General features: G+C 33.2%; 24 protein-coding genes. 2 read left to right on the plus strand and 22 right to left on the minus strand.

Annotated elements, in window-relative coordinates:
- Positions 1 to 39 precede the first annotated feature (39 nt).
- From AC22L0_RS22260 to AC22L0_RS22280, 5 genes are all read right to left on the minus strand, one after another.
- Complete coding sequence (locus AC22L0_RS22260; RefSeq protein WP_002197020.1) at positions 40 to 510, minus strand: sigma-70 family RNA polymerase sigma factor; 471 nt, start codon at positions 508 to 510, stop codon at positions 40 to 42.
- Between the two features lie 220 nt (positions 511 to 730).
- Complete coding sequence (yknW, locus tag AC22L0_RS22265) at positions 731 to 1411, minus strand: YknW family membrane protein (RefSeq protein ID WP_000387922.1); 681 nt, start codon at positions 1409 to 1411, stop codon at positions 731 to 733.
- A gap of 113 nt (positions 1412 to 1524) precedes the next feature.
- Positions 1525 to 2727, minus strand: coding sequence for an ABC transporter permease (locus tag AC22L0_RS22270; protein ID WP_000054354.1), 1203 nt, complete (start codon positions 2725 to 2727; stop codon positions 1525 to 1527).
- Positions 2724 to 3404: an ABC transporter ATP-binding protein gene (locus AC22L0_RS22275; protein WP_000631626.1), complete on the minus strand. Its 681-nt coding sequence runs from the start codon at positions 3402 to 3404 to the stop codon at positions 2724 to 2726. Before AC22L0_RS22275 ends, AC22L0_RS22270 begins: the two co-directional genes overlap by 4 nt.
- The gene (locus tag AC22L0_RS22280; RefSeq protein ID WP_000937316.1) at positions 3401 to 4594 is read right to left on the minus strand and encodes an efflux RND transporter periplasmic adaptor subunit; all 1194 of its coding nucleotides are present in this window, start codon (positions 4592 to 4594) and stop codon (positions 3401 to 3403) included. The genes AC22L0_RS22275 and AC22L0_RS22280 overlap by 4 nt, the downstream gene beginning before the upstream one ends.
- A gap of 383 nt (positions 4595 to 4977) precedes the next feature.
- On the opposite strand from AC22L0_RS22280, the gene AC22L0_RS22285 reads away from it, so the two are divergent.
- Together AC22L0_RS22285 and AC22L0_RS22290 are read left to right on the plus strand one after the other, a co-directional pair.
- On the plus strand, positions 4978 to 5169 hold the full coding sequence (locus tag AC22L0_RS22285; RefSeq protein ID WP_001067016.1) for a helix-turn-helix transcriptional regulator: 192 nt from the start codon (positions 4978 to 4980) through the stop codon (positions 5167 to 5169).
- On the plus strand, positions 5170 to 5682 hold the full coding sequence (locus tag AC22L0_RS22290) for a DUF3278 domain-containing protein (protein WP_000975590.1): 513 nt from the start codon (positions 5170 to 5172) through the stop codon (positions 5680 to 5682). It begins immediately after the preceding gene.
- Between the two features lie 114 nt (positions 5683 to 5796).
- Here the strand turns inward: AC22L0_RS22290 and pgtP are convergent, their stop codons facing one another.
- From pgtP to AC22L0_RS22375, 17 genes are all read right to left on the minus strand, one after another.
- Positions 5797 to 7131: an MFS transporter gene (gene pgtP, locus AC22L0_RS22295; protein ID WP_016110992.1), complete on the minus strand. Its 1335-nt coding sequence runs from the start codon at positions 7129 to 7131 to the stop codon at positions 5797 to 5799.
- 19 nt (positions 7132 to 7150) lie between these two features.
- On the minus strand, positions 7151 to 8185 hold the full coding sequence (locus AC22L0_RS22300) for an ABC transporter substrate-binding protein (RefSeq protein WP_001225645.1): 1035 nt from the start codon (positions 8183 to 8185) through the stop codon (positions 7151 to 7153).
- A complete protein-coding gene (locus AC22L0_RS22305) occupies positions 8182 to 8964 on the minus strand; it encodes a DUF3919 family protein (protein WP_000826622.1) in 783 nt (260 codons plus the stop codon). The genes AC22L0_RS22300 and AC22L0_RS22305 overlap by 4 nt, the downstream gene beginning before the upstream one ends.
- Positions 8965 to 9030: 66 nt before the next feature.
- Complete coding sequence (locus tag AC22L0_RS22310; protein WP_487272438.1) at positions 9031 to 10461, minus strand: ATP-binding protein; 1431 nt, start codon at positions 10459 to 10461, stop codon at positions 9031 to 9033.
- An 11-nt stretch (positions 10462 to 10472) separates the two neighbouring features.
- Complete coding sequence (locus AC22L0_RS22315; protein ID WP_000699553.1) at positions 10473 to 11144, minus strand: response regulator transcription factor; 672 nt, start codon at positions 11142 to 11144, stop codon at positions 10473 to 10475.
- A gap of 120 nt (positions 11145 to 11264) precedes the next feature.
- Positions 11265 to 12257 (minus strand): UDP-glucose 4-epimerase GalE, encoded by a 993-nt coding sequence (galE, locus tag AC22L0_RS22320; protein WP_048534530.1) that lies wholly within the window; start codon positions 12255 to 12257, stop codon positions 11265 to 11267.
- A gap of 84 nt (positions 12258 to 12341) precedes the next feature.
- Positions 12342 to 13172: an SGNH/GDSL hydrolase family protein gene (locus AC22L0_RS22325; RefSeq protein ID WP_001034163.1), complete on the minus strand. Its 831-nt coding sequence runs from the start codon at positions 13170 to 13172 to the stop codon at positions 12342 to 12344.
- Between the two features lie 98 nt (positions 13173 to 13270).
- Positions 13271 to 14185 (minus strand): polyisoprenyl-teichoic acid--peptidoglycan teichoic acid transferase TagU, encoded by a 915-nt coding sequence (tagU, locus tag AC22L0_RS22330; RefSeq protein ID WP_000727081.1) that lies wholly within the window; start codon positions 14183 to 14185, stop codon positions 13271 to 13273.
- Between the two features lie 221 nt (positions 14186 to 14406).
- Positions 14407 to 15690, minus strand: coding sequence for a nucleotide sugar dehydrogenase (locus AC22L0_RS22335; protein ID WP_001036872.1), 1284 nt, complete (start codon positions 15688 to 15690; stop codon positions 14407 to 14409).
- Positions 15691 to 15895: 205 nt separating this feature from the next.
- Positions 15896 to 17017: a glycosyltransferase family 4 protein gene (locus AC22L0_RS22340; RefSeq protein WP_048655549.1), complete on the minus strand. Its 1122-nt coding sequence runs from the start codon at positions 17015 to 17017 to the stop codon at positions 15896 to 15898.
- A 21-nt stretch (positions 17018 to 17038) separates the two neighbouring features.
- The gene (locus AC22L0_RS22345; RefSeq protein WP_048655550.1) at positions 17039 to 17839 is read right to left on the minus strand and encodes a glycosyltransferase; all 801 of its coding nucleotides are present in this window, start codon (positions 17837 to 17839) and stop codon (positions 17039 to 17041) included.
- A 139-nt stretch (positions 17840 to 17978) separates the two neighbouring features.
- A complete protein-coding gene (locus tag AC22L0_RS22350; RefSeq protein ID WP_001101150.1) occupies positions 17979 to 19331 on the minus strand; it encodes a glycosyltransferase family 39 protein in 1353 nt (450 codons plus the stop codon).
- A 44-nt stretch (positions 19332 to 19375) separates the two neighbouring features.
- Complete coding sequence (locus tag AC22L0_RS22355; protein ID WP_048558305.1) at positions 19376 to 20578, minus strand: glycosyltransferase family protein; 1203 nt, start codon at positions 20576 to 20578, stop codon at positions 19376 to 19378.
- A 120-nt stretch (positions 20579 to 20698) separates the two neighbouring features.
- Positions 20699 to 22981, minus strand: a complete 2283-nt coding sequence (locus tag AC22L0_RS22360; protein ID WP_087948337.1) for an alginate lyase family protein — start codon at positions 22979 to 22981, stop codon at positions 20699 to 20701.
- 1 nt (position 22982) lies between these two features.
- Positions 22983 to 24260 carry a lipopolysaccharide biosynthesis protein gene (locus AC22L0_RS22365; RefSeq protein WP_048558303.1) on the minus strand — a complete coding sequence of 426 codons (1278 nt, stop codon included), beginning with the start codon at positions 24258 to 24260 and terminating at the stop codon, positions 22983 to 22985.
- Positions 24257 to 25237, minus strand: coding sequence for a glycosyltransferase family 4 protein (locus AC22L0_RS22370; protein WP_048655552.1), 981 nt, complete (start codon positions 25235 to 25237; stop codon positions 24257 to 24259). The genes AC22L0_RS22365 and AC22L0_RS22370 overlap by 4 nt, the downstream gene beginning before the upstream one ends.
- Before the next feature lie 183 nt (positions 25238 to 25420).
- Positions 25421 to 26101 carry a sugar transferase gene (locus AC22L0_RS22375; RefSeq protein ID WP_080348301.1) on the minus strand — a complete coding sequence of 227 codons (681 nt, stop codon included), beginning with the start codon at positions 26099 to 26101 and terminating at the stop codon, positions 25421 to 25423.
- Positions 26102 to 26115: the final 14 nt, after the last annotated feature.

A 26115-nucleotide genomic window follows, 5' to 3' on the forward strand; every position in this document is an offset into this window, starting at 1 on the left:
AAGGTAGTATTTCCTTACCTTCCATTCTATTTTCTATTTTTATCCTTTTACACTATCCCGCATTTTCTCGATTGCTTGCCGATACATCCATCTTACTTGATAATATGTCATTTCCGTCTCTAAAGCGATTTCTCCCATCGTCTTCCCTACAAAAAAACGTTCAAAAATAATATACTTCTCCTTCTCGTCTAACACACTCATAAAATCCTTCACTCTTATTTCAACATCTTCAAAATGAAAGATATCCTCATACTCTCCTACACATACACACCTCTCCTGCACTGCGAACTCTTTCTTCAATCTCTCTAATATATAACCTCGCACCGTTACAACTGCATATGCGGGAAAACTCCCTTTCTCTGCATCATACCTTTCATACGCATACCAAAGACCAATTAAACCACATTGATAATACTCTTCATAATCTTTACGAATACCTAATTTCTTTATTTGATTTACAATCATACCTTCATACAAAACAACTGCCTCTTTAAAAGTCGCTGGCTTCACACAGTACCCGTTTCTAAAAGGTATACCTTTCTAGTATTCCGCGGTACCTTCACAATATAAAAATAAAGAAAAGATTTCATTGTGAGTAATTTTAAATACTACCGACGGAATTTGAAATTACACTAGATAGTATTTGAAATTTTGTTGGTGGTATTTGAAATAGGGGTAAAAATAAAAAAGGTGACTCTCTTGAAGAGTCACCTTTTTCTAAAAGAATAAATTATGCACCAAATTTTGGAGCTAGACCACTTAAACTAGTAAATCCAACTGAAAGAATAAAGAAAATAACAATTAAAATCGTTGCTTGTTTTTTACTTAATCCAGCCGTAATATGTAATCCTAATCCCATTACAACTAATGTCCAAATATTGAAAACTTCGAATGATGAAGCAGCACCATGAGCAACTGTACCTGGCTCAAATAAAGTTGCTAAACTTGTATAAGAAGTTTCAATATCTCCACCAAGAATCATTCTAATAATAAAGTTCACAATTGCACCTAAAATTGAAATTGTATATGTGTAGACATAAATAGATAATAATTTCATGTATGAAGTATCATTACTCATAAACATCATAATCACTTTATAAATAGCTGCCGCAATGAAGAACCAAATCGCAGTACCAAATAGCCCTCCAACAATACCTGCTCCTATTCCGAAGTAACCAACAACTTTAGCCGTTTCAGCATCAGGCACCTCACTCATTACATCAGGATGATTCATTACTTGATACATGCTAATCCCTGCAATTACAGCTGTTAATATAATGAAAAGGAAAAATGCCCCCCATACTGGACTTTTCGTCTTCATTCTCTCAAATTGCTCACCTGGAGAAGTAATCATTCCTAATAATGATGGCTTCTTCGCACCTACATCTTGCGTATTAATATTAGCTTCCATTATAACGCCTCCTTCTATTTATATAACCCGTTCTAACGGGCGGTTCACTTCCTCATATAGAGGCTACGAACCGCCCACTAGAACGGTAATGTGTAGTTCTACTACACTATTAATTACTCATAACGCAATGCTTCAATTGGATCTAATTTCGCAGCTTTATTTGCTGGAATTAATCCGAAAATAATACCGAGTGTCATCGAGAACAGTACGCCTCCAACGACAACTTCCCACGAAACGAGCGGTGGCCATTTTGCGAATGTAGAAACGATATATGCTCCGCCATACCCAAGACCAATTCCGATTAAACCACCTAAAAGTGTTAACATAACAGCTTCAATTAAAAACTGTAATAAAATTTTACTACGCGTTGCTCCAAGCGCTTTACGTATCCCAATTTCGCGCGTACGCTCCGTTACAGATACGAGCATGATATTCATAACACCAATACCACCAACGACTAATGAAATACCAGCGATACCACCGATAATCATCGTCATGATGCTAGTTACTTTAGAAACATTTTCTTGGAGTTCTTTTAAATTCACCAGTTCATATTTACCTGGGATTTCACTTGGCTTACGACTATTTAATACATCAACAGCTCGTTTCCCTGCTGCTTCTAAATTGTCTACATTTTTAGCTTGAATTGCGATATTTTGAATATCATCTGTCCCATATAAAACAGGCCATAACGTAAGAGGAATTAACGCTTCTTCCATTTCAAATCCCATAAATTCATTATCTGATGTATACACACCAATAATTTGCATTGGCTGTCCCTTCATCTCAATAATTTGTCCAACTGGGTTTACGTCCTTAAATAACGTTTCCTCTGTTTTTGTGCTAATCATCACAACGTTATTCGCGTGAGAAATATCTGATTCATTTAAGGAGCGGCCCTTTACAACCTTTACTTTATTAACCGCAAAATATTCATTATCAAGTCCAATAACATTCAGCCTTGCTTTTTTATCATTTACATCAAGTGTCTCTGTTGTCGAATTTGTTGTAATAACGTGTGAAACATCTTTCACTTGTTTTACTTCCAAAATATCCTCTTCCGTTAACTTCGGTATTTCAAATCCACCTATAGCAAATTCATCATTAATATCTGCTTTAAATTGAATTGGCATAAGGTTATTACCACCAGAACCTGCGAATTTTGATTTCAACATCGCTTCCCCGCCTTGCCCAATTGCAACGACAGTAATAATCGAACCTACCCCGATAATAATACCCAGCATCGTAAGAGCTGAACGCAGTTTATGAGCTAAAATAGAAGATAAGGCAATTTTTATACTATCTAGTAAACTCATACCGCACACCTTCTATCTTCTGTAACTTTCCCGTCTCGCAGTACAATGCGGCGGGAAGAATACGCTGCCACTTCCTCTTCATGCGTAACCATAACAATCGTCGTACCTTCTGCATTAAGCTTCGTGAAAATATTCATAACTTGCTCACCAGACTTCGTATCAAGTGCACCAGTCGGTTCATCGGCCATAATAAACGTTGGATTATTTGCAATCGCTCTTGCAATCGCTACACGCTGCTTCTGTCCACCTGATAACTCATTTGGTAAATGATGCACGCGATCTGCCAATCCAACTTTACCTAGCGCCTCCAAAGCACGCTTGCGACGCTCTGCTTTCTTCACGCCACCGTATACGAGCGGAAGCTCAACATTTTCCACTGCTGAAAGACGAGGCAGTAAATTAAAATGCTGGAATACAAAGCCAATATATTCATTACGAATTAAAGCAAGCTTTGACTCGTCTGCTGTTAAGATATTCACGTCATTCAGCATATATTCGCCTTCTGTTGGACGATCTAAACAACCGATAATATTCATAAGCGTCGACTTACCAGAGCCAGACGGTCCCATAATCGAAACGAACTCACCGCTCTGAATCGTTAAACTAATACCGTGCAAAATCGGCACTGCCAACTTTCCTTGATAATACGTTTTAGCAATATTATTTAACGTAATCATTTCTCTTTCACTTCCATTCCGTCATACACATCGTCGGAAGGATTTTTAACCACCTTTTGCCCCACTGTTACGCCTTCTACAACCTCTGTCCAGTCCCCATCAGTAGAACCTTTTTTCACATTTTGTTTACGAAGCTTACCTTTATCCTCAACATAAACAAATGCATCATCGCCTTTTGCTACAATGCTCTTACTTGGGACAGCAATCATCTTCTTATTCTCTAAGTTTACTTGCAGAGAAACGTGGTAACCTGGAGATAAACCGTCTTGGCTATCAAGACTTGCTTTATATGTATATTGAGACATATTTTGAGTTGCTTCACCCATGCCGCCAGCTTGCGCCATCTCTGCACTTGTTGGGAACTCACTTACCTCTGTAATCTTACCTGTCCACTTCTTCTTATTATTTGCTTTCGCCGTTACAGTGAATGTTTGATCTTTTTGAATTTGTGACTTCTGAAGCTCAGTTAACGTACCTTGAACTTGGAATGGATCTTTAGAAGCTACTTGTAAAAACGCTTTTCCTTGACCACCTAACGCTTGAGATGAGCTTTGTGCCGCATCTTTATCTAACTTTTGAACAACACCAGCGAAATTACTATAAATCGTAAGTTCTTTCTGCTTCTTACTTAACTCTTCTTTCTGCAACTTTCCTTTTTCTTTCTCAAGGTCAATTGTTTTTTGCCCTATCTCTAACTCGTTTACTTGCTCGTCCATCGGATCTGTTACTTCTTTCCCAGCTCCGCTATCTTTCGCCTTCTTAATTTCTTTCTTCAACGAATCAATCTTCTTTTTCCCTTGATCGTAACGCATATCCGCCATCTTCTGATCAAGCTCAGCTTGCTTCATTTGAAGATTAATCTCTTCATTATCATAAGAGAATAACTTCGTACCTTTTTCTACCTCTTGCCCTTCTTTTACCTCAATATCTTTCACTTTCCCTTTGGCCGGATCTGCATAGAAGCTTTCAATATTACCAGGCTTCACCTGACCAGAAATTAACTTCGTATTATTCAGCTTACGCTCTGTCACTTTCTCAAAACTTACAGCATCAGCATTTGTTGATGCACCCTTCTTCTTACCTTGCATAACAAAAATATTAATTGCCGCTACAATAACAATTAGTGCAATAACCCCAATAATAATCCATTTCTTCTTCTTGTTTGGAGTACGAACCGTATTTGGTAACATATTCTCGCTCCCTTTTATAACTTAATAGTTTAATATAAAAATTGTATAAAACTTTCTGAAAATAGATTACATATTATTACATTATTTTTACAAAGTTTTACACATCCATTTATATTGTAACAAAAATTCCAATGATTAGAAATATGACATTATATCTTTTAAGATAGATTTAAGGAAAGGAAAAAGGATAATTTAAATTGAATTTTCAAGTACTTTTTATATGAATGTAAGCCATCTTTTATTAATAAACTTCTTACCAAGATAAATTATTAAAATCATTTTTGTCATATATATTTGACATTTCATCTATTCAATTATAAAATGTCACATATAAATGACATTTTGGTACACGAGGTCTACAACCATCAATGGGAGGTTTATATTTGAATAACGTTAAACAATATCGAAAATCTGAAGGTCTATCGCAACTAGAGTTAGCTAAAAAAGTTAACGTGGCGAGACAGACAATAAATTTAATTGAAAACAATAAATATAATCCCTCTTTAGCCTTGTGTATCGAATTAGCAAAAGCACTAAAAACAGATTTAAATAGTCTATTTTGGGAGGGAGATTAAATGATGAAAATTGAATGGAAAGAAAGAGTTTATAATAGTTTTGTTGGAACACTAAGTGAGAGAGATGAATACCAAAAACAAGAAATCAATAAAGAGTTATCTGTAGCTGGAATTGGTTTGTGGTGGTTAAATATGTTGGTAATGCTTATTATGTTACTTGTTGATACTATGAACCACACAATATCTATAGGAACTATATTTATTTTTCTATCTAATATGATTTACGCTAATTATTTAGCCTTTAAATTCAAGAAAAAAGGTTTAAGTGATACTGAATGTGCAACAAAAGAAGAATATTTACAACACAAGAAAAAATTAAGAAAAGCTGGCTTAAAAGCAGGTGTGCTTTGGGGCTTTCAAATGTTTGTTTTTATGAATTATATCCTTCCCTATGTAGGTTCAGAGGAAATCTCTATTTCTTTATTTAAGGTTGTAATTTTCATCTGTGGCGGCGGATTTTTCGGTATAACCATGTATCTATTTGGTTTATGGAATCTAAAAAAATTATATTAATTAACAAAAATCATTTATATATTAAACTGCAATTTTTCATACTGTTTGTTTTTTCTAAATAAAAATATAAAAGCTATCCAATATAACAATTGGATAGCTTTTTCAAATAAAATATTATGCTACCTTAGAAGCTTTTCTCTCATGTCCCATTTGAACAATCAGTAAGAATATCGTTGCTAATATGCCGCCCGCTAACAGTAACATGAAGCAACCATCCCAGCCAGAACGATCAACAATGATACCAATTGCTGCGTTTGCTATGAAACTTCCTCCAACATAACCGAACAGACCACACATACCAACTGTCGTACCTACTGCAAATTTCGGTACTAATTCCATTGCACTTAAACCGATTAAGAACTGTGGTACATAAATTAAACAACCGATAATAGAAACTGCAACACTCACAACAATAATATTAGTTGCTTGCCAATAGACGATTGTTCCAACAACAACCCCAGCCATACTCATAACACATAATGGCATACGTTTTCCTTTGAATAATTTATCGCTTAAAAGGCCGACAATTAAAGAACTTGGAATCGCTGCCGTTTCAAATATTGAATACGCAAAATGCGCTTCTGTTTTTGTAAAACCTTTCACTGTTGTTAAGTAAATTGGTACCCAGTTAATAACACCGAAACGAATTAAGTAAACAAATGCATTCGCGATACATAAGAACCAAACAAATTTATTTTTCACTACATATTTCATTAAAATTTCTTTTGGTGACATTTTGTTAGCATTATCTACTTTTTCAAGTTCTTCATAGTCATTACGATATTCATCAATTGGTGGAAGACCCTCAGATTCTGGTGTATCCTTCGCATTAATCCATACTAGAACTGAAATTACCATAGCGATTATCGCTGGAAAAATAAATACGCCGCCTTGCCAATGGCTTTCACCGAAAATACCTACCCCAATCCCAATGAATGGTGGAACAAGTAGTGCACCAACGTTATGTGAAATATTCCAAAGACCTGTTTTCGTACCACGCTCTTTCTTTGAAAACCATTTCGTCATCACAATACTACAAGGTGGTGCTCCCATACCTTGTACAATACCGTTTAGAACAAGTAATGTTAAAATCATCCCAAAGGAAGATGCATAACCGAAACAAATATTAACAAGCCCAGATAAAAATAAACCTACTGCAATAAATCGTTGAGCAAATGCCTTATCCGATAAATTACCCATAAAGAATTTACTAAGTCCGTAAACAACAGCCATTACTGCACCTAATAATCCGATTTGTGTAGTGCTAAATCCGAACTCGTCTACTAAATACGTAGTAGATAAATTAAAGTTACTACGAACTAAATAATAAGCAGCATATCCAACTGAAATTCCGATTAACACACGAATACGTAGTAATCGATATACACGGTCGATCATATCCGCTGGCAATCTTTCAATTGCAGGTGCTGGCTTGAGCCATTTAAACATATATTTCCGTCTCCTTTTCTCACTTCAGAGAGAGACGCTGTCTATTCCATATCTCGATTATTCCGCTATTTGATATATTTTGGTTCGTCCTTCTAACCGGCTGTCCTTCTATTTCTTTCTCATTCTTCGCAAACATCGTTGGTACGCCAAACGACACTTTTTCTAAAATATGCCCCGCTTCTTCTGATAAACAATAATCAATAAATAAATCCGCAATAATACCACTCGGTGCACGTTTTAGTTTCGAAATCGCATTAACAGATAACCCTGTTTGCTCAGGTTCGTTACTTAAAATCGGAAAGCCTTGTTTTTGAAGCATTCTCTGATCTCCCATAAAGTTGATGCCTATCATATATTCACCGCTCGCAACAAGTTCTGCTGGGATGTAACCATTCACTGTTACTTCTCCAACTTGTTCTGCCAGATTCTTCACATATCCCTTCGCTTCCTCTTCACCTAACGTATCAATCAGTGATTGGAAAAACGTATATGCTGTACCTGAAACATTTGGATCGGGCATGACAATCTTTCCTTTATATACTGGATTCAATAAATCTTTCCATCTTAACGGATACGAGAGACCGAGCGGCGCTATTTCCTCGTTCCACCGCTCTTTATTAATCGCAATTGCCAGCTTCTCCACTTCATAACCATACCAATAACCATCTTTATCTTTAACAGTTTTTGAAATACGATTTGCATGTTGGCTTATCACAGGAATAGAAAGATTTTTCTGCTTCATCATTTGATGCGCATCTACTGTACCGCCAATAATAATATCCGCCTTCGGATTTCCAGCTTCTTCTTCCACTCTACGAAGAAGTTCTTCTGTTGAAAGACGAATAAATTCATACGTACATCCGCGCGGCTTACAAAATGATGAAAGTAACGCTTCACCAACTTCCTCACGAGCCGCTACATACGCAACAATATGACGATCATCCAAAATAGGGAGACCATTTTTACTATATTTAATAGAGGTTGTATCTCGAGAGCAACTAGACATCGCTCCTCCAATTACTAGCAAAAAGAAGAAAAAGGCTATCTTTCTCATGACGCATTCTCCTTTACGAATAACTCTGCTAGAGAGCCTTTCATATACATGACATTTCCGTTATTATCACCGAGATATTGCACAACAAAGTACGATGGATACACAGAAATCGTAAGAATATCTTCACGATCATTCTTTACACGCTTACCTGTTTTATAAGCTGTAATATAAGCAATCGGTTCATTCTGCGATTGTAATAACTTCTGAATTTCTCCGTAATCTGTAATTTGCTTTGCGGACCGAATAGAATCAAGTATGTGCGTAAGATTGATAGTACGTACCACATCGCCTTGACGTACTACGACATCCTTTGCTGAAGCAAAGAAATCACTAATACGCTCTGGCGTGTAATACAGGCTTAATAAATACGTTTGAAGTGCTGAAATCATCGGATCCATGCCATTCTTTCCGTATACATTTTCCCCATACTGGAACAAGTCACCTACTGCAAAAGTACGCTTATGTCCATTCAAGTACGTTACTTCTCCAGTAAATACTTGTTCTTGGCTCTTAACGTCCCCTGGCTCTATTCGAATTCGGTCAAAGAATGAAACAATCGTATGCAAACGAACTTCATCCGTTACAACAATTTCTCCCCACTTTTCATGTCTTACTTTCACTTCAATTGGAAGAGATTCATTCACCCTTTGTAAAACGGCTTGTTTATCATTTACAATATTGATTCGATTATAGATTTGCTTCTCCATAACATAAAACAAAACAAGAGAAACAATCATACAAATGACAAACATAAGAATTTGAAATGATAGCCTTTTCATTTCTGCCTACCTCCAAGATAAAAAAACGTTGTTTCGAAAATACCGCATAATTGTTTCATAAATGTATCATTTAACCGCTTTCAAGTTTTTTATGTCTTCCATCCTTCTCGGAAGCAAAAATGTAATGAATATTGTAGTACCTATTTCTTCACTACTCTCAATCCGCATGCTTCCGCCCTGCTTACTCATAATCTCCTGACAAATATACAAACCATAACCATTCCCGTAACTAGAAGGAAGTGCCTTTCCTTTCGGAGACTCTTTCCACTCTGCAAACACCACTTCATCTATACCGATCCCATCATCATGAACAAAAACCTTCGCCTCATGCTCATTTACAATTACATTCATACGAATGTGCGAAGCATCACTATACTTAATTGCATTATCAAGCACATTTAAGAAAATTTGCTTCGTCTTATCAAAATCCGCAACAACATGTACATCCGTTAACTCATTTATCACTTCAATTTCAAATTGATTTAGGCGAGGTTTCACAATTGAAACTGCTTCTTCTGCCAATTCCTTTATATTCACAACTGTAGGAGACACTTCAAACGTACTCGTCCCATATTTCGAGGACTTAAGCAGTTCCTCTACAAGTGATAATAAACGCTCACTTTCCACAGCCACATAACGAAGACTTTCCTGTACATCTTCTTTCGATTGTAACTTCGGAATTAAATCAACATAACCGATAATTGCCGTTAGCGGTGTTTTTAGCTCATGCGTAATGCGGTCTAGGAAATCTTTCTGCTTCTCCTTCTCCTCCTGCAATTGCTTAATATGCAGTTCAATTCCATCGGCCATCGCATTAAAAGATGCTGAAAGCTGAGCGATTTCCACGTACTCGTTTAACTCAATCTTACTCTTATAATCACCATTCGCGAGCCTCTGTGCCATTTGTCTCAACTGATCAATCGGTTTATGAAGAGACTTCGCCAAACGAATCGCAAAGAAAATACCGGTAGCTACTAAACAAAGAGATGTCATTAAGAACGTCCAGCTCACATTTGTTAAAACTTCCTTCTCACCCGTTAACTCATTTATAAAACGAATACTTCCAATGACATCGTTTCCATAATAAACCGGGCTTGAAAACAAAAGAATAGGAGCTGGATCCGTCTCCTCAAAAACGTAAGACTTCTTTCCCTTCAAAGAACTCTCAATGTCGATGTTACGGTGAAGCAATGCTCCTTTTTGTGTATCTGCAACAACATCGCCATTCTTCCCGATCATCTGCACACGGACATCCATACGCTTCGCTAAATACGACGCAATTAAAAGTGAATTCGGACCAAGCGTATCCACTTCTGCTTCCCTCTCTAAATAATTCATCGTATAAATTTGTGCTTCTACACTTAACTTTTCTAAAGAATCTGCTGCGTTATGATACATATTCTTTTCTAACGTAATATAAACAACTGCATATAAAAGAACAAAAATCGGAATCAACAGCCCAACTATTCCAAACACCATATTTCGCTTTAAAGACATACCATCACCACTTAACAATCCAGTTTATAGCCAACGCCATAAATTGTCTTAATATATTCTCCGCTCGTCCCAAGCTTCTTGCGAAGTCTCTGCACCATAATATCAACGGCTCTCGTATTTCCGATATACTCAAATCCCCATACTTTCTCAAGTAACTCATCCCTCATAAACACACGCTGTGGATTTGAAACAAATAACTGACATAAATTAAACTCTCGGTACGTTAACTGAATCTCTTGTCCACTCACATGTACCTTTCTTTCCTTAGGACAAATCACTATCTCTCCAGCCTCAATTACTTCATGACTTACAGCCGCCTCCGTCTTCTTTACACGCCGCGCCATATTCTTAACCCGAAGAATAAGCTCCGCATAATTAAACGGCTTCGTCACATAATCATCAGCACCAAGCTGCAAGCCAAGCAACTTATCATTCATCTGACTCTTTGCCGTTAACATAAGCACCGGAATATCCCTATCCCTCTCACGGAACAAACGAAGCAACTCATACCCATCCGTATCCGGAAGCATAACATCCAAAATCAATACATCCGGCCCTTCATTCCATCTCTCTAAAGCTTCTCTCCCATCAGCCGCTGCCAATACTTCATAACCTTCCATCTCCAACTGCATCCGAATCAAATTACGAATACTCGATTCATCATCAACCACAAGTATTTTCATCATTCTCCTCCTTCCACCACGTATTATAGTACAGTTTAGTATAGCAAAAATCCTATAAAAAAAGAGAGGGTATTGTCGAACATATTTTGTCGACGATACCCTCTCTTTCACTTATTATATTTATTTAGCATATCCATTCGGTTGCTTTTGATGCCAATTCCAAGCATGCTCAATAATTGTTTTCACATTTACATACTTAGGATCCCATCCTAGCTTCTCTTTCGCTTTCTTAGAAGAAGCAACTAAACGTGCTGGATCGCCCGCACGGCGCGGTGCTACCTCAGCAGGAATTTCATGATTTGTAACCTCACGAACTGCATCAACGATTTCTTTTACACTGAAACCATTACCATTTCCTAAGTTATAGAAATCACTCTCTCCACCGTTCTGCAAGTCTTTAAGACCTAAGAAATGAGCCGCTACTAAATCTTCAACATGAATATAATCACGGATACAAGTACCATCTGGTGTATTATAATCATCACCAAACATCATAATCTTCTCACGTTGACCTAAAGCCACTTGCAACACAAGAGGGATTAAATGTGTCTCTGGGCGATGATCTTCTCCAATAATACCACTTGGAGTTGCACCAGCTACGTTAAAGTATCTAAAGATCTTATAACGTAAATTTGAAGCTTGGCTATACCAATGAAGCATCTTCTCAATTGCTAACTTCGTTTCTCCGTATGTATTCGTTGGATTCGTCACCGTTTCTTCAGTAATAAGATCAACATCTACCTCACCATATGTTGCTGCAGTAGAAGAGAAAATGAACTTATCTACCTTAAACTCATCCATTACCTCTAATAAACAAAGTGCACCATACACATTGTTATTATAATATTGAAGGGGCTTTTCCATACTAACTCCAACTAAAGAATCGGCTGCAAAATGCATAACTGCCTCAATATTTTCTTGTTTAAAAACATCCCTTAAAAATGATTTATCACGAAGGTCGCCATTATAAAACTTCGCGCCTTCCGTAATTGCATCTTCATGACCAGTTTGTAAGTTATCTACTACTACTACAGATAAACCTTCGTCTACTAATTTTTTCACAGCGTGAGAACCGATGTAGCCAGCTCCGCCGCAGATTAAGATTGAGTTCATTGTTTTCCTCCTACTATTTTCAGATATCTTAATTATAAAAGGAAAAGGTATACGGGAACTCGTACACCTTTTATCTCTCCTTCATTACTTAGCTACAAAATAATCAGTTACATGTTTCGCCCAAACATCATGTCCTTTTGCACTTGGGAAACCGAATTCTTCTTGTAGGTATGGTAAAATTGCTTTCGTTGAAGCATCCGGCCATGCTCCCCAATGATCAATATATGTATAATTATTTTGCGTCGCAAATTGTTTTAATGCTTCAATCGATTTCGGATAATTTTTCGCACCATAAACTGGATTTGATGGTTGAATCATAATCGTAGCACCTTTTGCACTAGTAGAAAGTGCTTGAACGAACTTCTGTGTATTCACAACAGAGTTCCCATTACCAGTTTTACCGTTATCAGTAATAAATGGTGGCTCAAATAAGATCACATCTGGATTATCTTTTGCAATCTCTTTATCACGTTTATTCGTAATTAACTCTTCTGTGCTTTCACCCTTATATTCCTTTACAGTCACATTCCATAAACCTTTACCATAAGCAGTTTCTAAATTAGCCGTTAGCTTAGCTGCCCAAGCACCTTTTTCAGATGAAGAAGCTTCATCACCAACAATAACAAGATTTACTGCCTTTTTATCCTCAGCAGCTTTCTTTAACTTCTCTTTCACTGCATCTGGCAAGTTCTTCGCGTATGCCTCATTAAAAGATGACTTTGCATCTTGTTTTTTCTCCTCTTTTTTCTCTTCTTTCTTTGCTCCGCTATCTTTTACTTCAGCTTTTGTTTTCGTTACTTCACTCGTTTGTCCTGTTGCATTTGCAATCTTCTTATTCCAGTACAATTTACCGCTCACAATCGAAGCTACAAACAATACAAAAATAACAAGGACAAGTACTGCTTTCTTATTCATCGATTCACCTCATCTATTAATCTCACAATATATAATACTAATATAAATCCATGCAAAAATAAACCCAACTCCTTCCAAAGGAGTTGGGTTATTACATATTACTTAGTCAATTCAAGATGCGCTCTTAACTTATTCGTTAAATCTTGTTTCGCTGCATCTGGAACATAGTAGTACCAAATACCATCAGCAGCTTTGTGGCCATCACCTGGAATTTGGATTTCTTCACTATTCTGCATGCAATCTTTATAATTCTTTTGAATATCAAACATTTGGTCTTGCGTTAAACTTGTTTTAACGTTTTTCTCAATTGCTTTTAATACATCCCCGTAACTTGCTAGAGAAGAAACTGTAGCACCCTGTTTAATTACTCCTTGAATTACTTGACGTTGGCGCATTTGACGTCCGAAATCACCACGTGGGTCAAGCTTTCTCATCCTAGAATAATGTAATGCCTTTCTACCATCTAAATGAATGTTTCCTTTTTCAAAATGAATTCCTTCATATGTGAAATCTAAATCATTATTTACATCTACACCACCAACAGCATCTACAATATCTTTAAATCCATCCATATTTACTTCAATATAATGATCAACTGGTACATTAAGAAAATTCTCTACTGTTTTTACAGCCATATCAATTCCGCCAAAAGCATAAGCATGATTAATTTTATCTTTTGTACCTTTTCCAACGATTTCTGTATAAGAATCACGTGGAATACTAACAATTTTCATAGATTTCGTCGTAGGATTTAATGTAAATAGCATTAATGAATCCGACCTTCCTTGGTCTTCACCACGTTGGTCTACCCCCATCATTAAAATAGATATGGGTTTCTGATCTGAAATATCTACCTTCTTTTCTCGTTTTTCAGATTTCTCACGATCTAATGGTTTATGAACAGCATCTAATGTATTAGAAACATTAGAATAAACAGTATAAGCATATACTCCACCACCGACAATAAGAATTCCAATAATACCTAGAACCCAGAATAAAATTTTCTTTTTCATTTTTTAACCTTCTTTCGAAAATCGAAATCTTTTCTCAAAAAACATAGTTACAATTATAGCCTAAATACATTCAAAATATCTATAGTCATCATAAATAATCAAATTCCTTTATGCACTCAATTGCAAGAGTTCAAATTTTTATATACTCTTCGCATAAAGTATCTAATTTAATTTTTCATTTAATAAAACACATTTTTAACCAACCATTTGCAATTAGTTCATTATACTCTTATGCTTGCTAAACTTCTTAGTTCATATAGATTATTAAAATTGTAATAAGAAATTTGTTTACTGCTTATATTCATACAATTACGTGTATCAAATATAATAGCCTTTCTTGCGTTATCAATAATGACTTGTTCATCTATTTGTTTAAACTCATTATGGTCTGTTAGTACTAAAATACATTCTGCATTTTTTACAGCATTCTCTAGACTATATAAATTAAAATGGACCTGATTTTCATGAACATGAGGATCATGTACAGCAACTTCATAACCCTGTTCTTTAAGTAAATCTACAATTGTCATAGCTGGACTTTCTCTGACATCATCGATATTACCTTTATATGTAATTCCTAAAACTGCAACTTTTGCATTTTTATCTGGAATAATTTTTGCTAATTGCTCTACAACAAATACAGGCATAGAATTATTTATAAAGCGCGCATTAGAAATTAATTGAGACTCTTCGGGTGCCTTTTCAATAATAAAATACGGGTCCACTGCTAAACAATGTCCTCCAACCCCTGGTCCTGGAAGATGTAAATTTACTCGAGGATGATGGTTAGCTAATTTAATAACTTCTAAAGCATTTACGCCAAGTTTTTCAGAGATTTTTGCTAATTCATTTGCTAATGCAATATTTACATCGCGGAATGTGTTTTCCATAAGCTTAGACATTTCTGCTGTTACAGCAGTAGTTTCAAGAATTTCTCCTTTTACAAAACAACCGTAAACTTCGGCTGCTTTTTGCGTAGATTTTTTATTAATCCCACCAACTATTCTTGTATTCTCTACTAATTCAATTAAAATACGTCCAGGTAACACACGTTCCGGACAATGTGCAAGGTAAATTTCTTCCCCTACTTTCCATCCCTGTTCCTCAATAATTGGAGCCACTATATCATCAATAGTTCTTGGTGGAATCGTAGATTCTACAATTACAATACTTTCCTTCTGTAAGAATGGTAAAATAGACTTAGTAGCTTCTACGACATAGTCTAAATTTGCAGTATGATCAGCATTGTGTGGTGTAGGAACAGCAATAATAAACACATCGGCTTTGGTTGGTTCTACACTAGCGCTCAATTTCCCCTTTTCTACTACATCTTTAACTAATTCTCCTAATCCAACCTCTTCAATATGAACTTTACCTTGATTAATCATTTCAATTGCAACAGGGTTTACATCTACCCCTATAACATCATATCCCGCTTTTGCAAAAATAGCTGAAGTTGGTAAACCAATGTAACCTAAACCTACCACACAAACTTTCTTATTCATTTTCACCAATCCTTATCTTTTTATTATTTAGCTCATATATTAAAATTATAATAAATATAAAATCATACAAACTTATACTTACTAGAACATTTCATATAAAAATACTATACTTTATTATTCTTTCAATTAATCAAATCCTATTATTACGTATTATTGATGATTAATTCTTTAATTATAAAGACTCATTGCACTACCTATAATTTTTTCATTTGGAATATAACTCTTCTATTGAAGATAGCATTTTTTCAATTGTAAAGGTTTCTTCAAATGTCCTAAGACTATTTTTAGATAGCTTGTCATATAATATAGGATCTTTTATAATTTCTAATATTTTTTGTGTTCCCTCTTCAGCATTATCTTTATCAAAAAGATAACCATTATAATTATCAAGCACTATTTCATTATTACCTACAACATCCGTCGCAATAATAGGTTTTTTATATGATAACGCCTCTATTAATGAGTAAGGCATACCTTCATATAAGGAGGTAGATAGGAATATATCAAAGCGATTTAATTCTATATCTGGATTCGAATGAAATCCTTTTAATTTAATAAATTTATCTAAATTATTTTTTTGAACATAATCGAAAACTTCTTTAAAATACTCTCCGTCCCCAATATACACAAACTCAACGTTTTGATTTTCCCTAATTACCTGTTCAGCTATACGAATAAATAACCATGGATTTTTTTGATAATCCATTCTCGCAATCGTTCCTACTATCAATTTCTCTTCACAATCTTTTAAAGGAAATTTACTATCTATAGCGGGAAATGAAATACCATTATATACTACCATTGACTTATTTAACGAAATGACTTTATGCTCCAAGGCAAATGTTTCTTCACCTTTTGAAACATGAAGAACTTTTGTTGTTAAGAAGCCTAATAGTTTTTCAATATTTTTATATGCAAATTTTTTCTTTAGGGATAAATTTGGGTTTTGAAATACATATGCATGTGGTGTATAGTATACCCTTTTTATCCCACATATTTTTGCCGCTATCCTGCCTATTGCACCTGCTTTAGAGCTATGACAATGAACAATTTGTGGCCTAATTTCTCTTAGTATTTTTATAATTGATTTTGTAGCTCTTATGTCATTCTTAATTGATAATTCCCTTACCATTTCTGTGACTTCATAAAAATAAAGCCCTTTTTTCATAAGCTTATTTTTTGCCGATAGAAATACATCATCTACCCGCTTAGTACCATGTACAACATGTACCTCATATTCATCTAAATCTAGATTGGAGAGTACATCCACTAAATGTCTCCTTACTCCTCCACCTAACGCCTCACATATAAAAACAACCTTTTTCATTGCTCATGACCCCTTTTATCATTAGTTAGAAGATCTACTTAGTAAAGACTTAATACCAATAATTATTTTATTAGGAGCTATTAGCAAGATAAAAGATTTTACTATTCCCACATAACTTTCTAAAACTAGGGGCTTAAAATATTTTTTTTGAATTTTAATTCTGCTATATAACTGTCTCTTTCGCCTACTTAATGAAATACTATTAGGATTAATTTCTTTACGAATGAGAACTTCATCTAAATTTGAAACCTCATACTTATTCATTATCCTAAAGAAAAATTCGTAATCTTCTGCTGCCGGAAAATCCGTATGATATACACCAATATCCTCAATAATCACTGTTCTAAACATAACAGATGGGTGTGGGAAACAACTATTAATATGCATCTTCTTTTTTATCTCTTCTGTTGAAAGCGGCACACGCTCTATAAACACTTCTTTACCATCCATATCTGTATGCCTTACGTTCGATCCTATCAACATATAATTCGGATTATCTAACATATATTGTTTCTGTTTATAAAATCGATTAGGTTCAATTGTATCTCCTGCATCTATCCTAGCAACAAATGTATAGCCATTATCACAAATGTACTTTAATCCTAAATTTAAGACATGCTCAATTCCTTTATTGACTTCGGATTTTATAAAAATAATATGGTGAATCCCCACAGTCTCAGGAACATAGATTGGTTCCTTACTACCGTCATCAACAACTACTACATCTACCTTCTCTTTTGTTTCCTTCAATAAAGATTCTAAGGTTTGATTTAAACCAACTTGATCGTTATATACAGGAATTAATAATGCTATTTCTGACATAAGACCTCTCCAATTCATACTTCGTATAATAATAAAAAACATAGATAATCATTATATAAAACACATGTAATAATTATCTATGTTTGAGCATTTTAAATTTTTATATAAACAAATGCTTTAATTGTATTTAACGTATAGATTATTTAACCAAAAAAACTATCAACATAACAATAAGACTAAAACTAACTAAGCCTAAGAACAATAACTTCTCCCTAAATCTGTTGATTATGATTCCTATTAACAAGCAATTTAACCATATCCACATATTATATAATCTAGGTATTGGAAGTCCATATACACTTGTAATTAAAAGGATAAACAAAATAGGCATTATAAAGCATAACAGCCAAATCCAAGTATCCTTTTGTTTTTTTCTAATAATCATAAGAATAATTATACCTACAGAGCTGAACATCAAAATGAAATTTTGATAATAAAAAGAAGATAGATTCAAAAACTCAGAAAACGCAGATAAATCATAATTATTTAAAATTGTTGTTTGTCCCAAAAAGCTATACAGTACACTATATATAACTAAGTTCCATCCTTTAGAACGCTCTGCTATCCATGGCTGAGTTCCATCATTTAGTGTAAATTTATTTTGTACATTTTCGAATCCATAAACATAGCATCCTATAACTACAACAACCATCAACATAGCTACCAATAAATAATTTTTAACAGGCTGCTTTTTTGAGAAAAAATACGCACAACTCAACGAAATAATAGTAATAGGAGCGGCATATGCCCTAAATAAAAACAGAAATATTAATGTAATTAAAATTTTAATAGTATACTTTACTTTATTTTCAAAGTTATTTCCAACAAAATATATACAGTAATAACATACTAGTATCACTAAAAAAGAGTTTATATTGTCTCTAGAAAGAGTGGATACGACAAGTAAATTGGCTGGGTATAATTCATATAACATTATTGAGAAAATAGCCCATTTATCATTTAAGTATTTAATTACTATCTTATATAATACGTAATAACCTAAAATACTTACTTTTAATTTTAATAATATCAAAGTTAAAAGGTTAGGTCCAAATATACTAATTAAGACAGCATTAAGTATATTATAGGCATTATACGGGCCATAAAATCCAAAATGAGGAAAATCACCTGTTAACCAATATTTAAAGTTCTGACTAAAAAGTATCTGTACAAGTTGTTGGGATTCATCATAATAATTTTTTGTATCAGCATAATAATTCTCCCCGATTTTCCCAAATAAATTCCCATCGCTAAAGCCTAAGTTGATGGCATTATAGTATTGAATATATACTATAATTACAAATATAATCGTCAACATTATCCCTAATAAACAAATTATTGGTTTATTCAATTTCAAACGTCTGTATACCAGTATATTCAACACTAATAAACTAAAAATTATTGTTATATTCTGCGCCACGCCGCTTACAAAAATCGCCAAAACTAATACTGCTACATACACTAGTAATAAATTATTGATTTTTACATTCATATTTTCTCAAACACCTTATATAAAATTGATAAATTCTTCATAAATCAAGAGTTTCCCTTTTGAAGAATACTATTATATTTACTTGAATTAACATTATAACTATAAAACCTCTTCAATTCAGAGTAATCAAAATTAGATGGGGCTTTACTGATCTCCACTAATTTTTTTGCGATTTTTTCTTTTTCATTATCAACATTATCAAATAGCTCAGTTAAATTTGATCCTACATTCAAAATTCTCGTATCTGCGTACAAGTAATCAATAATTTTACTAGGTATTTGACTTGTACTTTTATTATTTAAATTAATTAATAAATCCATATTCTTCATAATACTAATAATTTCACTTCTATCTTTAAAGGTGTTGACTGTAATAGGAATTGTTTTTATATCAAGCCCTTCCATCTCTAAAAATTCTTCTAGCGCATTGACATTTCCAAAATAATGAAAATGTAGCTTTGGATTCTTTTTACTAGCTAATACTAGACCATGGATAAACTCCACTGGACTTCTAATCCCTCTATAAAAAGATCCTGCATACATTATATTAAATTTTTCCTTATCTATCTTATAGCTGCTTTCACCTTGTTGTTCTTCAAATAATTGAGGAATAACATGAATTTCCGACCTATTGACACCTAAATTAGTATAACAATCTACCGCATTTTCTGTTGGGATTACTATGGAATCGACATTCTTAAGTATCTTTGATTCCAAAAACTTATCGTATTTTCTTATTTCTCGATCTGGATTATAAGAGAATGGATCTCCGTAATCAGCTATCCACTTTAAATGTGAAGCATCTTTTTTTAGTAGATGTCCTGTAATATGAGTAGAAACTGGCAATCCAACAGTCACCATAGCTTCACTATTAATATGCAGTTTATTTTTTTTCACATAACGGTATGCATTTATTGCCCACTCAACTGTTCGATCTGGCCAAACAAGTACATCATACAGTTTTTTCAAACCTTTAATAAGGAAATTACTTTGGGAATTATTTAGTATATTTTTATTCACATCCCATCTATTTTTTTCTTTATGAAGTAAAATGCCCGGTTTCACTTGATGTACAGTTATATTATCTGATTCTCTAGCATCGATTTCTTGATACATATTATTTCTAGGAATTATTAAATCAACATGATAACCCTCTTGTATCAAAGAAGATACAATACCCTTCACATGGAAAGCACGGGCCACATTTTCTGGATAATACCAATAACTAATTACCATTACTCTCTTCATATTCTTGTAATAAATCCCTTCTAAAATTCATTTAATATACATCATATAACATAATATTTTTCTCCCTAGCCCATTAATCCACTAGGGTTATGCCCTATAAATGTTAATTTTAAATGCTCTTTATTTATTTTCCATAATCCGCCCATAGCCGTTTGAATAGTAAATGAATTCTTGATTAACAATACTCGTTCCAAAATCGGTTATCACTATCTGTTTGTCAGATATCACTATTTTCCTGTACACTTTCTGACCATAACCACTATGGCACCCTATAAAACTATTATTTTTAAATTCCAGGCACTGACTATTTGTATTATGCTCTAAGTTAAATAAGCCACTCAATCCATCATAAAAGTTATTTTGTTCTATATCACCTAATTGAATTGTAAAATGTGCTTTTGTTGACCTAAATAAATTTCTTTTCTCTGGTATTGGGGTGTATAAGTATGTTCCAGGATCTTTTATAATATCTTCCCCATCAATTACTAATTCAATGCTGAGCTGATCATTATGATCATGACTTCCTTTTCCATTAGTACCTAATTTCCCGCACCTAATAGCTAAATAAAAATCTTGAGATTTAAAGATATACATACCAAATTCAGGATATGCTATCTTTTTTAAACCTTCAACTAAATTTGATTTAGAATTAAAAATATATTGAACAAATTTTTCTTGTTGCTCTAATTTATTTATTTCATTTTTCTCGTGCTCATTTATGGAAACTTCTAACACATTATATTTTAAATTCTGTGAAATAGATTCTTCATATCGTTTAATGTTATTTTTCACTATATTTTTAATTAATGTATGTTCTATAGAAGGTTTATTTACAAAGCTAAAAAATTTCTTCTTTTTAAATAAAGCGTTAATTCCCGCGACTAAAGAGCGGTGTTCTAAAAAGTCTTCATCCCAGTACTTTTCTTTATCACTTAATTCATTATAAGTACTTAAATTTAAATATTTTTGCTTAGCCTCCTCAACTGTTAATAAATTATACGTTGGCTGTGTCTTAAAGAATCTCCCACTATCATTATCACCAAACTGCGCAACTTCTCCGTTAGGCTTAGTAATATCAACTGTAAATTCAGCCATTTTTTCTAATCTCTCCATGTACCATTCAGGAAATACTTTCCCGCTATGAAAATCCCAAAATTTATCCGGATCAATTTCAAAACCTAGTTTTTTACAAACCCCAATATGATCTTGCAATTTATAACTATGTAATATCTTTATTTTCTCTCTAGGCAACGCTAGGGCTACCGCTGTTGCATAAAGCATAAGTTCGCCAGATAAGCGATGATAAGTAGTAGAATTTTCAAAGTTTGAACCTTCTTCATAAAATTGGAAGCTCATCTCTTGAATTAATTCTTGGAATGAAAAGTTTAACCATGTCGATACCTCTTTTGTAACAGGAAGGTATGCAGAAATAAAGAATAATCCTACAATATTAGATAAATAATGATTATTTCTTATACCTTTATTACGTTCTAGATGGTTAAAAATAAATTTCCCATGATCATATATAGAAAGTACAAATATTTTTTTAAATTCCTTATTAAATTCTACCCCCTGTACTTTAAATAAATCATAAACTAAAATCCAATTAGCGGCTCGAATTGCAACGTCCATAGTACATGTCCAATTCACTCCAAATTTAGGAGGATTTGCAGATATAAAATCAAGAATTTCATCTTGAAATTCTCTTTCATATACCTTAGGGTTTTCAAATTCTTTGTTTCCTTTACCTGCTAGCATATAGGCCCAAACAAATTGAATTAAATGTTGCATTCTAGAAAGTTCCCAAGGAACTTTCACATCAATCCCTGGTACTGTATTAAGAGCCAACTCTGAATAATGTTTTTTTGAGTCCCACGTATACCCCGATTTAAAATCAATTCGCCAATCTATAGGTACATAACTACTAGATATATGACTCCTAACATACTCACTATAATTTTGGTTTCCTTTATTAATTAAGTTTTTTATCCAATCACTATTCTTATTAACTTCAATTTTCTTTGAAGTATACTGATATTTTTCCAATCCCCGGCACTTCATGTTATATTTAACATTTAACCAACCTGATCCTAATAAATCAAAATAATGGTTCATATACAGTGAAGTTAAATCCCTAATTTGTAACACTTCATTTTTGTCAAATTCATACTCCAAGGTTTTTGATAAAATCTCCTCTAGTTCATAATTAAAAAATTCTTTTGAGTAACTAGAAGCTATACTATCTTTCCAACATTCAGCCTTTCTTGACGATTTATAAACTACTTTTCTTTTCGCTTTCTCTAGGACTTCTTTTACAGACAACCCTTCTATTTTTTTGAAATAGTTCAATATGCTATCACCTGCCTCTTTACTATAAAAACTCTCTATTTTTTCTAGAAACAACTTAAACGTATCTTCTCTCTTTCTTTATCACTATAAAAACAAAAGCATATTGTATAACCAATACCAATAGAGCATTAAATACTTGCGCCCATGCTATTCCAATGATAGAAAAATGGTTTCCAATAAAATAATTAATTAACAAAATGATGGGAACAGAAATAAGGTTTACTAAAAAATTCTCTTTCATTCTTCCTAGGGCAATTAACATAATTGCTACAATTGCATAGGATGAATATATTACGTATTTAACCATTAATATTCCAGTATATGTAACAGTATTTATATAAGAGTTCCCATAAAAAATAGGAACAAATATTTTTGCCCCTAAATAAACTGTAATCCCTACAAAAATACTCACTACTAAAGTCTTTTTTTGTATATTAAAAGTCATCTGTTTTAACTTACTAATATCTTTATTACTTTCAGTCAGATAAGGTGTATAGATATTCTGTAAAGTAGCGGTAACTTGCGTTGCCCCTAACAAAAATATAGTTGCTATTGCATAGTATCCCATCTCAACTCGATTTGTAATAAAACTATCCATAATAATAATATCTGTATAATTCCCTATACTGTTAGTAAAATTCGCCAAAAAACTAAAAAATGCAACATTCCAAAATGTAAACGGTATTTTCTCAGACATATTATAAGTCACTTTTATGGAATTTACTTCTTTAAACAGCGGAAATAATCCTACTATTAAACCTAGAACTGTTGCGATTATAAATCCTTTAATACCGAAAAACCACGTACCTATAATAATAAATATTGCATTTTGAATTTTTATTATTGATTGTATAACAGCCATTCTTTTTACCCTTTTCAGGGCTAACAAATAATTCATCAAAAGATTTGTCATAGTAAGCATTGGAATACACAGTGTATATACACCCCACTGAAATACAGAGTATTTCGGAGAAAAAATTAAAAACAAGTTAAATAATATTACAGAAATCACACAAAAAATTATACTTTTCCGAATCGCATATGAGAGGAGATAATTTTTTTCGCTGTCCTCCCTAGGTTCCGAACAATATTTCAATATTGCCGTATCGAGTCCAAAAGTACCTATTAAAACAGCTAGTATTAAATAAGTCTGCAAACTTTTTATCTGTGCCATACTTTCAGGAGAAATAAATTTTGCAACTAAAATAACACTTCCAAACCCAACAAACTGTACTAAAAATTTTGTTAATAATAAACTAAAAAAACCTTTTTTTCTTAGTTGGATTATATTATTATGGATTTTCCCTTTCAGCTTTGCTAATGGCTGCATCATAATGATTTCTCCTTAAAATCCATATCTTCAATACACCTTTCAATATTACATACCAAATCATTTATATTTCGATTTTCAAACAATATCGTACCCTCTGGTCGATTGCAAACATTACTTGCAATAGCTCTACAATTAAAGTAAATTGCTTCTTCAATACTTATACCGTAAGCATCACTATAAGTTGGTCGAATCATTATATCTGATTTTTTAAATAGGGGCCATAATTCTTTTTGCCCTGTAAGAAATAATATATTTCCCTCTATTTTATATTCTTTAATTTTTTCTAAAATACTTTTGAAGTACTCTTCATCGCCTATTTCTGCCAAAGCAAAAATCAATCCTATTTTAGGATACTTGTTTTTTAAAATTCTTATTACTTCTATACACATATCAATTCCATACAAATCTATATTCTTATAAAATGTAATCTTTGAGGCATTGCCTATTAATATTTGTTCATGGTTATTTAAAAAACTTATAACCTCTTCGCTATACGTCGATAAAATATATTCTTCATCCTCTAATGGAGGTGGTATAAAGGGTGATTTTACAACGACTCGTTTTGGTAGTTGTATGTTATTCTTTCTATATCCATCTTTTAAATGTTCTCCAACCAACACACAATAATCTACTTTTTTTATAAATAATTTAGTCATTATTTTTTTCATATTACGAAAAGTATCTAAAATTCTTATAGAATGATTTTGTAAAATAATCCTACATTGAAATGGCCGTAACAATAAAGCAATCATAGTTAATGTATTAAATTCATTAAGGTGGAAAGTATGCTTTTGTGGTGATATTAAACAATAACGCATTAAAAATTCAAACTTTTCTAAACGCCCCATTTTATCAAAATCGATAAACTCTACTTCTTCACCTTGTTTTTCTAAAAATTTACTATACCTATATATATATATACTCACGCCCCCCAATGGAGGAGGATAAGGACCTATAAGAAAATATTTTCCGCTCATATTTTACATTACCTCTTAATTCCATTAAATGTATCAGATTTAATATTTATAATGATATATCTAATATTATTCAGCTTTCTAAAAATTTGACATAAAAAAATAAATAGATCCCTCAGATAGAACAAGCTATAACTCTCTCAAGGAATCTATTTATGAATAATCTCAAAAACGTGATTATTATGTTTAATAAGCACCCTTACGTAATACGACCAATAAAACTGTTTTAAATAAGATAATAATATCTAATTTTAAAGATTGATTGTATACATAATATAATTCTATATCCACCCTTTCTGGGTATCCTACATCACTTCTACCACTCACTTGCCAATAACCTGTTAAACCAGGACTTACAGATAAAAAGTCTGAAGTTTTAGAGCCGTATTCTTTTAATTCCTCCTGAATTACTGGTCTTGGACCAACTAAACTCATATCACCTTTAAGGACATTGATAAACTGTGGTAGTTCATCTAAACTTGTTCTTCGTAAAAAGCGCCCTATATTTGTAATACGTGGATCTTCCTCTGGCTCAAGCTTATAGTTATTATCTACATATTTCTTATATAGAACTTCATTTTTTTCTAATTTCTCTTCTGCATTAACTACCATAGAACGGAATTTATAAATACCAAATACTTTACCATCTTTACCAATTCTGGATTGTCTAAAGAAAACTGGTCCTTTTGCATCCCCACGCATGTAAAGGATAGGAATTATAATAAAAAATGGAGAAAATACTATCAAACCCACAATAGCACCTATAATATCCAGTGTCCTTTTAAAAAATGCATAGAAAATTGATGTTTTTTTCACTACGCTTATTTCTTTCTCCACAGATTTATGTATTAATCCTCTTTCTTCCAACCTTTTCACCTCAC

Source organism: Bacillus sp. LQ01 (assembly GCF_057624735.1).

Bases quoted from the DNA above. Each gene is read 5' to 3' on its own strand.
- yknW (WP_000387922.1), bottom strand. From the start codon at position 1,411: ATGGAAGCTAATATTAATACGCAAGATGTAGGTGCGAAGAAGCCATCA.
- AC22L0_RS22270 (WP_000054354.1), bottom strand. From the start codon at position 2,727: ATGAGTTTACTAGATAGTATAAAAATTGCCTTATCTTCTATTTTAGCT.
- AC22L0_RS22275 (WP_000631626.1), bottom strand. From the start codon at position 3,404: ATGATTACGTTAAATAATATTGCTAAAACGTATTATCAAGGAAAGTTG.
- AC22L0_RS22280 (WP_000937316.1), bottom strand. From the start codon at position 4,594: ATGTTACCAAATACGGTTCGTACTCCAAACAAGAAGAAGAAATGGATT.
- AC22L0_RS22290 (WP_000975590.1), top strand. From the start codon at position 5,170: ATGATGAAAATTGAATGGAAAGAAAGAGTTTATAATAGTTTTGTTGGA.
- pgtP (WP_016110992.1), bottom strand. From the start codon at position 7,131: ATGTTTAAATGGCTCAAGCCAGCACCTGCAATTGAAAGATTGCCAGCG.
- AC22L0_RS22300 (WP_001225645.1), bottom strand. From the start codon at position 8,185: ATGAGAAAGATAGCCTTTTTCTTCTTTTTGCTAGTAATTGGAGGAGCG.
- AC22L0_RS22305 (WP_000826622.1), bottom strand. From the start codon at position 8,964: ATGAAAAGGCTATCATTTCAAATTCTTATGTTTGTCATTTGTATGATT.
- AC22L0_RS22310 (WP_487272438.1), bottom strand. From the start codon at position 10,461: ATGTCTTTAAAGCGAAATATGGTGTTTGGAATAGTTGGGCTGTTGATT.
- AC22L0_RS22315 (WP_000699553.1), bottom strand. From the start codon at position 11,144: ATGAAAATACTTGTGGTTGATGATGAATCGAGTATTCGTAATTTGATT.
- galE (WP_048534530.1), bottom strand. From the start codon at position 12,257: ATGAACTCAATCTTAATCTGCGGCGGAGCTGGCTACATCGGTTCTCAC.
- AC22L0_RS22325 (WP_001034163.1), bottom strand. From the start codon at position 13,172: ATGAATAAGAAAGCAGTACTTGTCCTTGTTATTTTTGTATTGTTTGTA.
- tagU (WP_000727081.1), bottom strand. From the start codon at position 14,185: ATGAAAAAGAAAATTTTATTCTGGGTTCTAGGTATTATTGGAATTCTT.
- AC22L0_RS22335 (WP_001036872.1), bottom strand. From the start codon at position 15,690: ATGAATAAGAAAGTTTGTGTGGTAGGTTTAGGTTACATTGGTTTACCA.
- AC22L0_RS22340 (WP_048655549.1), bottom strand. From the start codon at position 17,017: ATGAAAAAGGTTGTTTTTATATGTGAGGCGTTAGGTGGAGGAGTAAGG.
- AC22L0_RS22345 (WP_048655550.1), bottom strand. From the start codon at position 17,839: ATGTCAGAAATAGCATTATTAATTCCTGTATATAACGATCAAGTTGGT.
- AC22L0_RS22350 (WP_001101150.1), bottom strand. From the start codon at position 19,331: ATGAATGTAAAAATCAATAATTTATTACTAGTGTATGTAGCAGTATTA.
- AC22L0_RS22355 (WP_048558305.1), bottom strand. From the start codon at position 20,578: ATGAAGAGAGTAATGGTAATTAGTTATTGGTATTATCCAGAAAATGTG.
- AC22L0_RS22365 (WP_048558303.1), bottom strand. From the start codon at position 24,260: ATGATGCAGCCATTAGCAAAGCTGAAAGGGAAAATCCATAATAATATA.
- AC22L0_RS22370 (WP_048655552.1), bottom strand. From the start codon at position 25,237: ATGAGCGGAAAATATTTTCTTATAGGTCCTTATCCTCCTCCATTGGGG.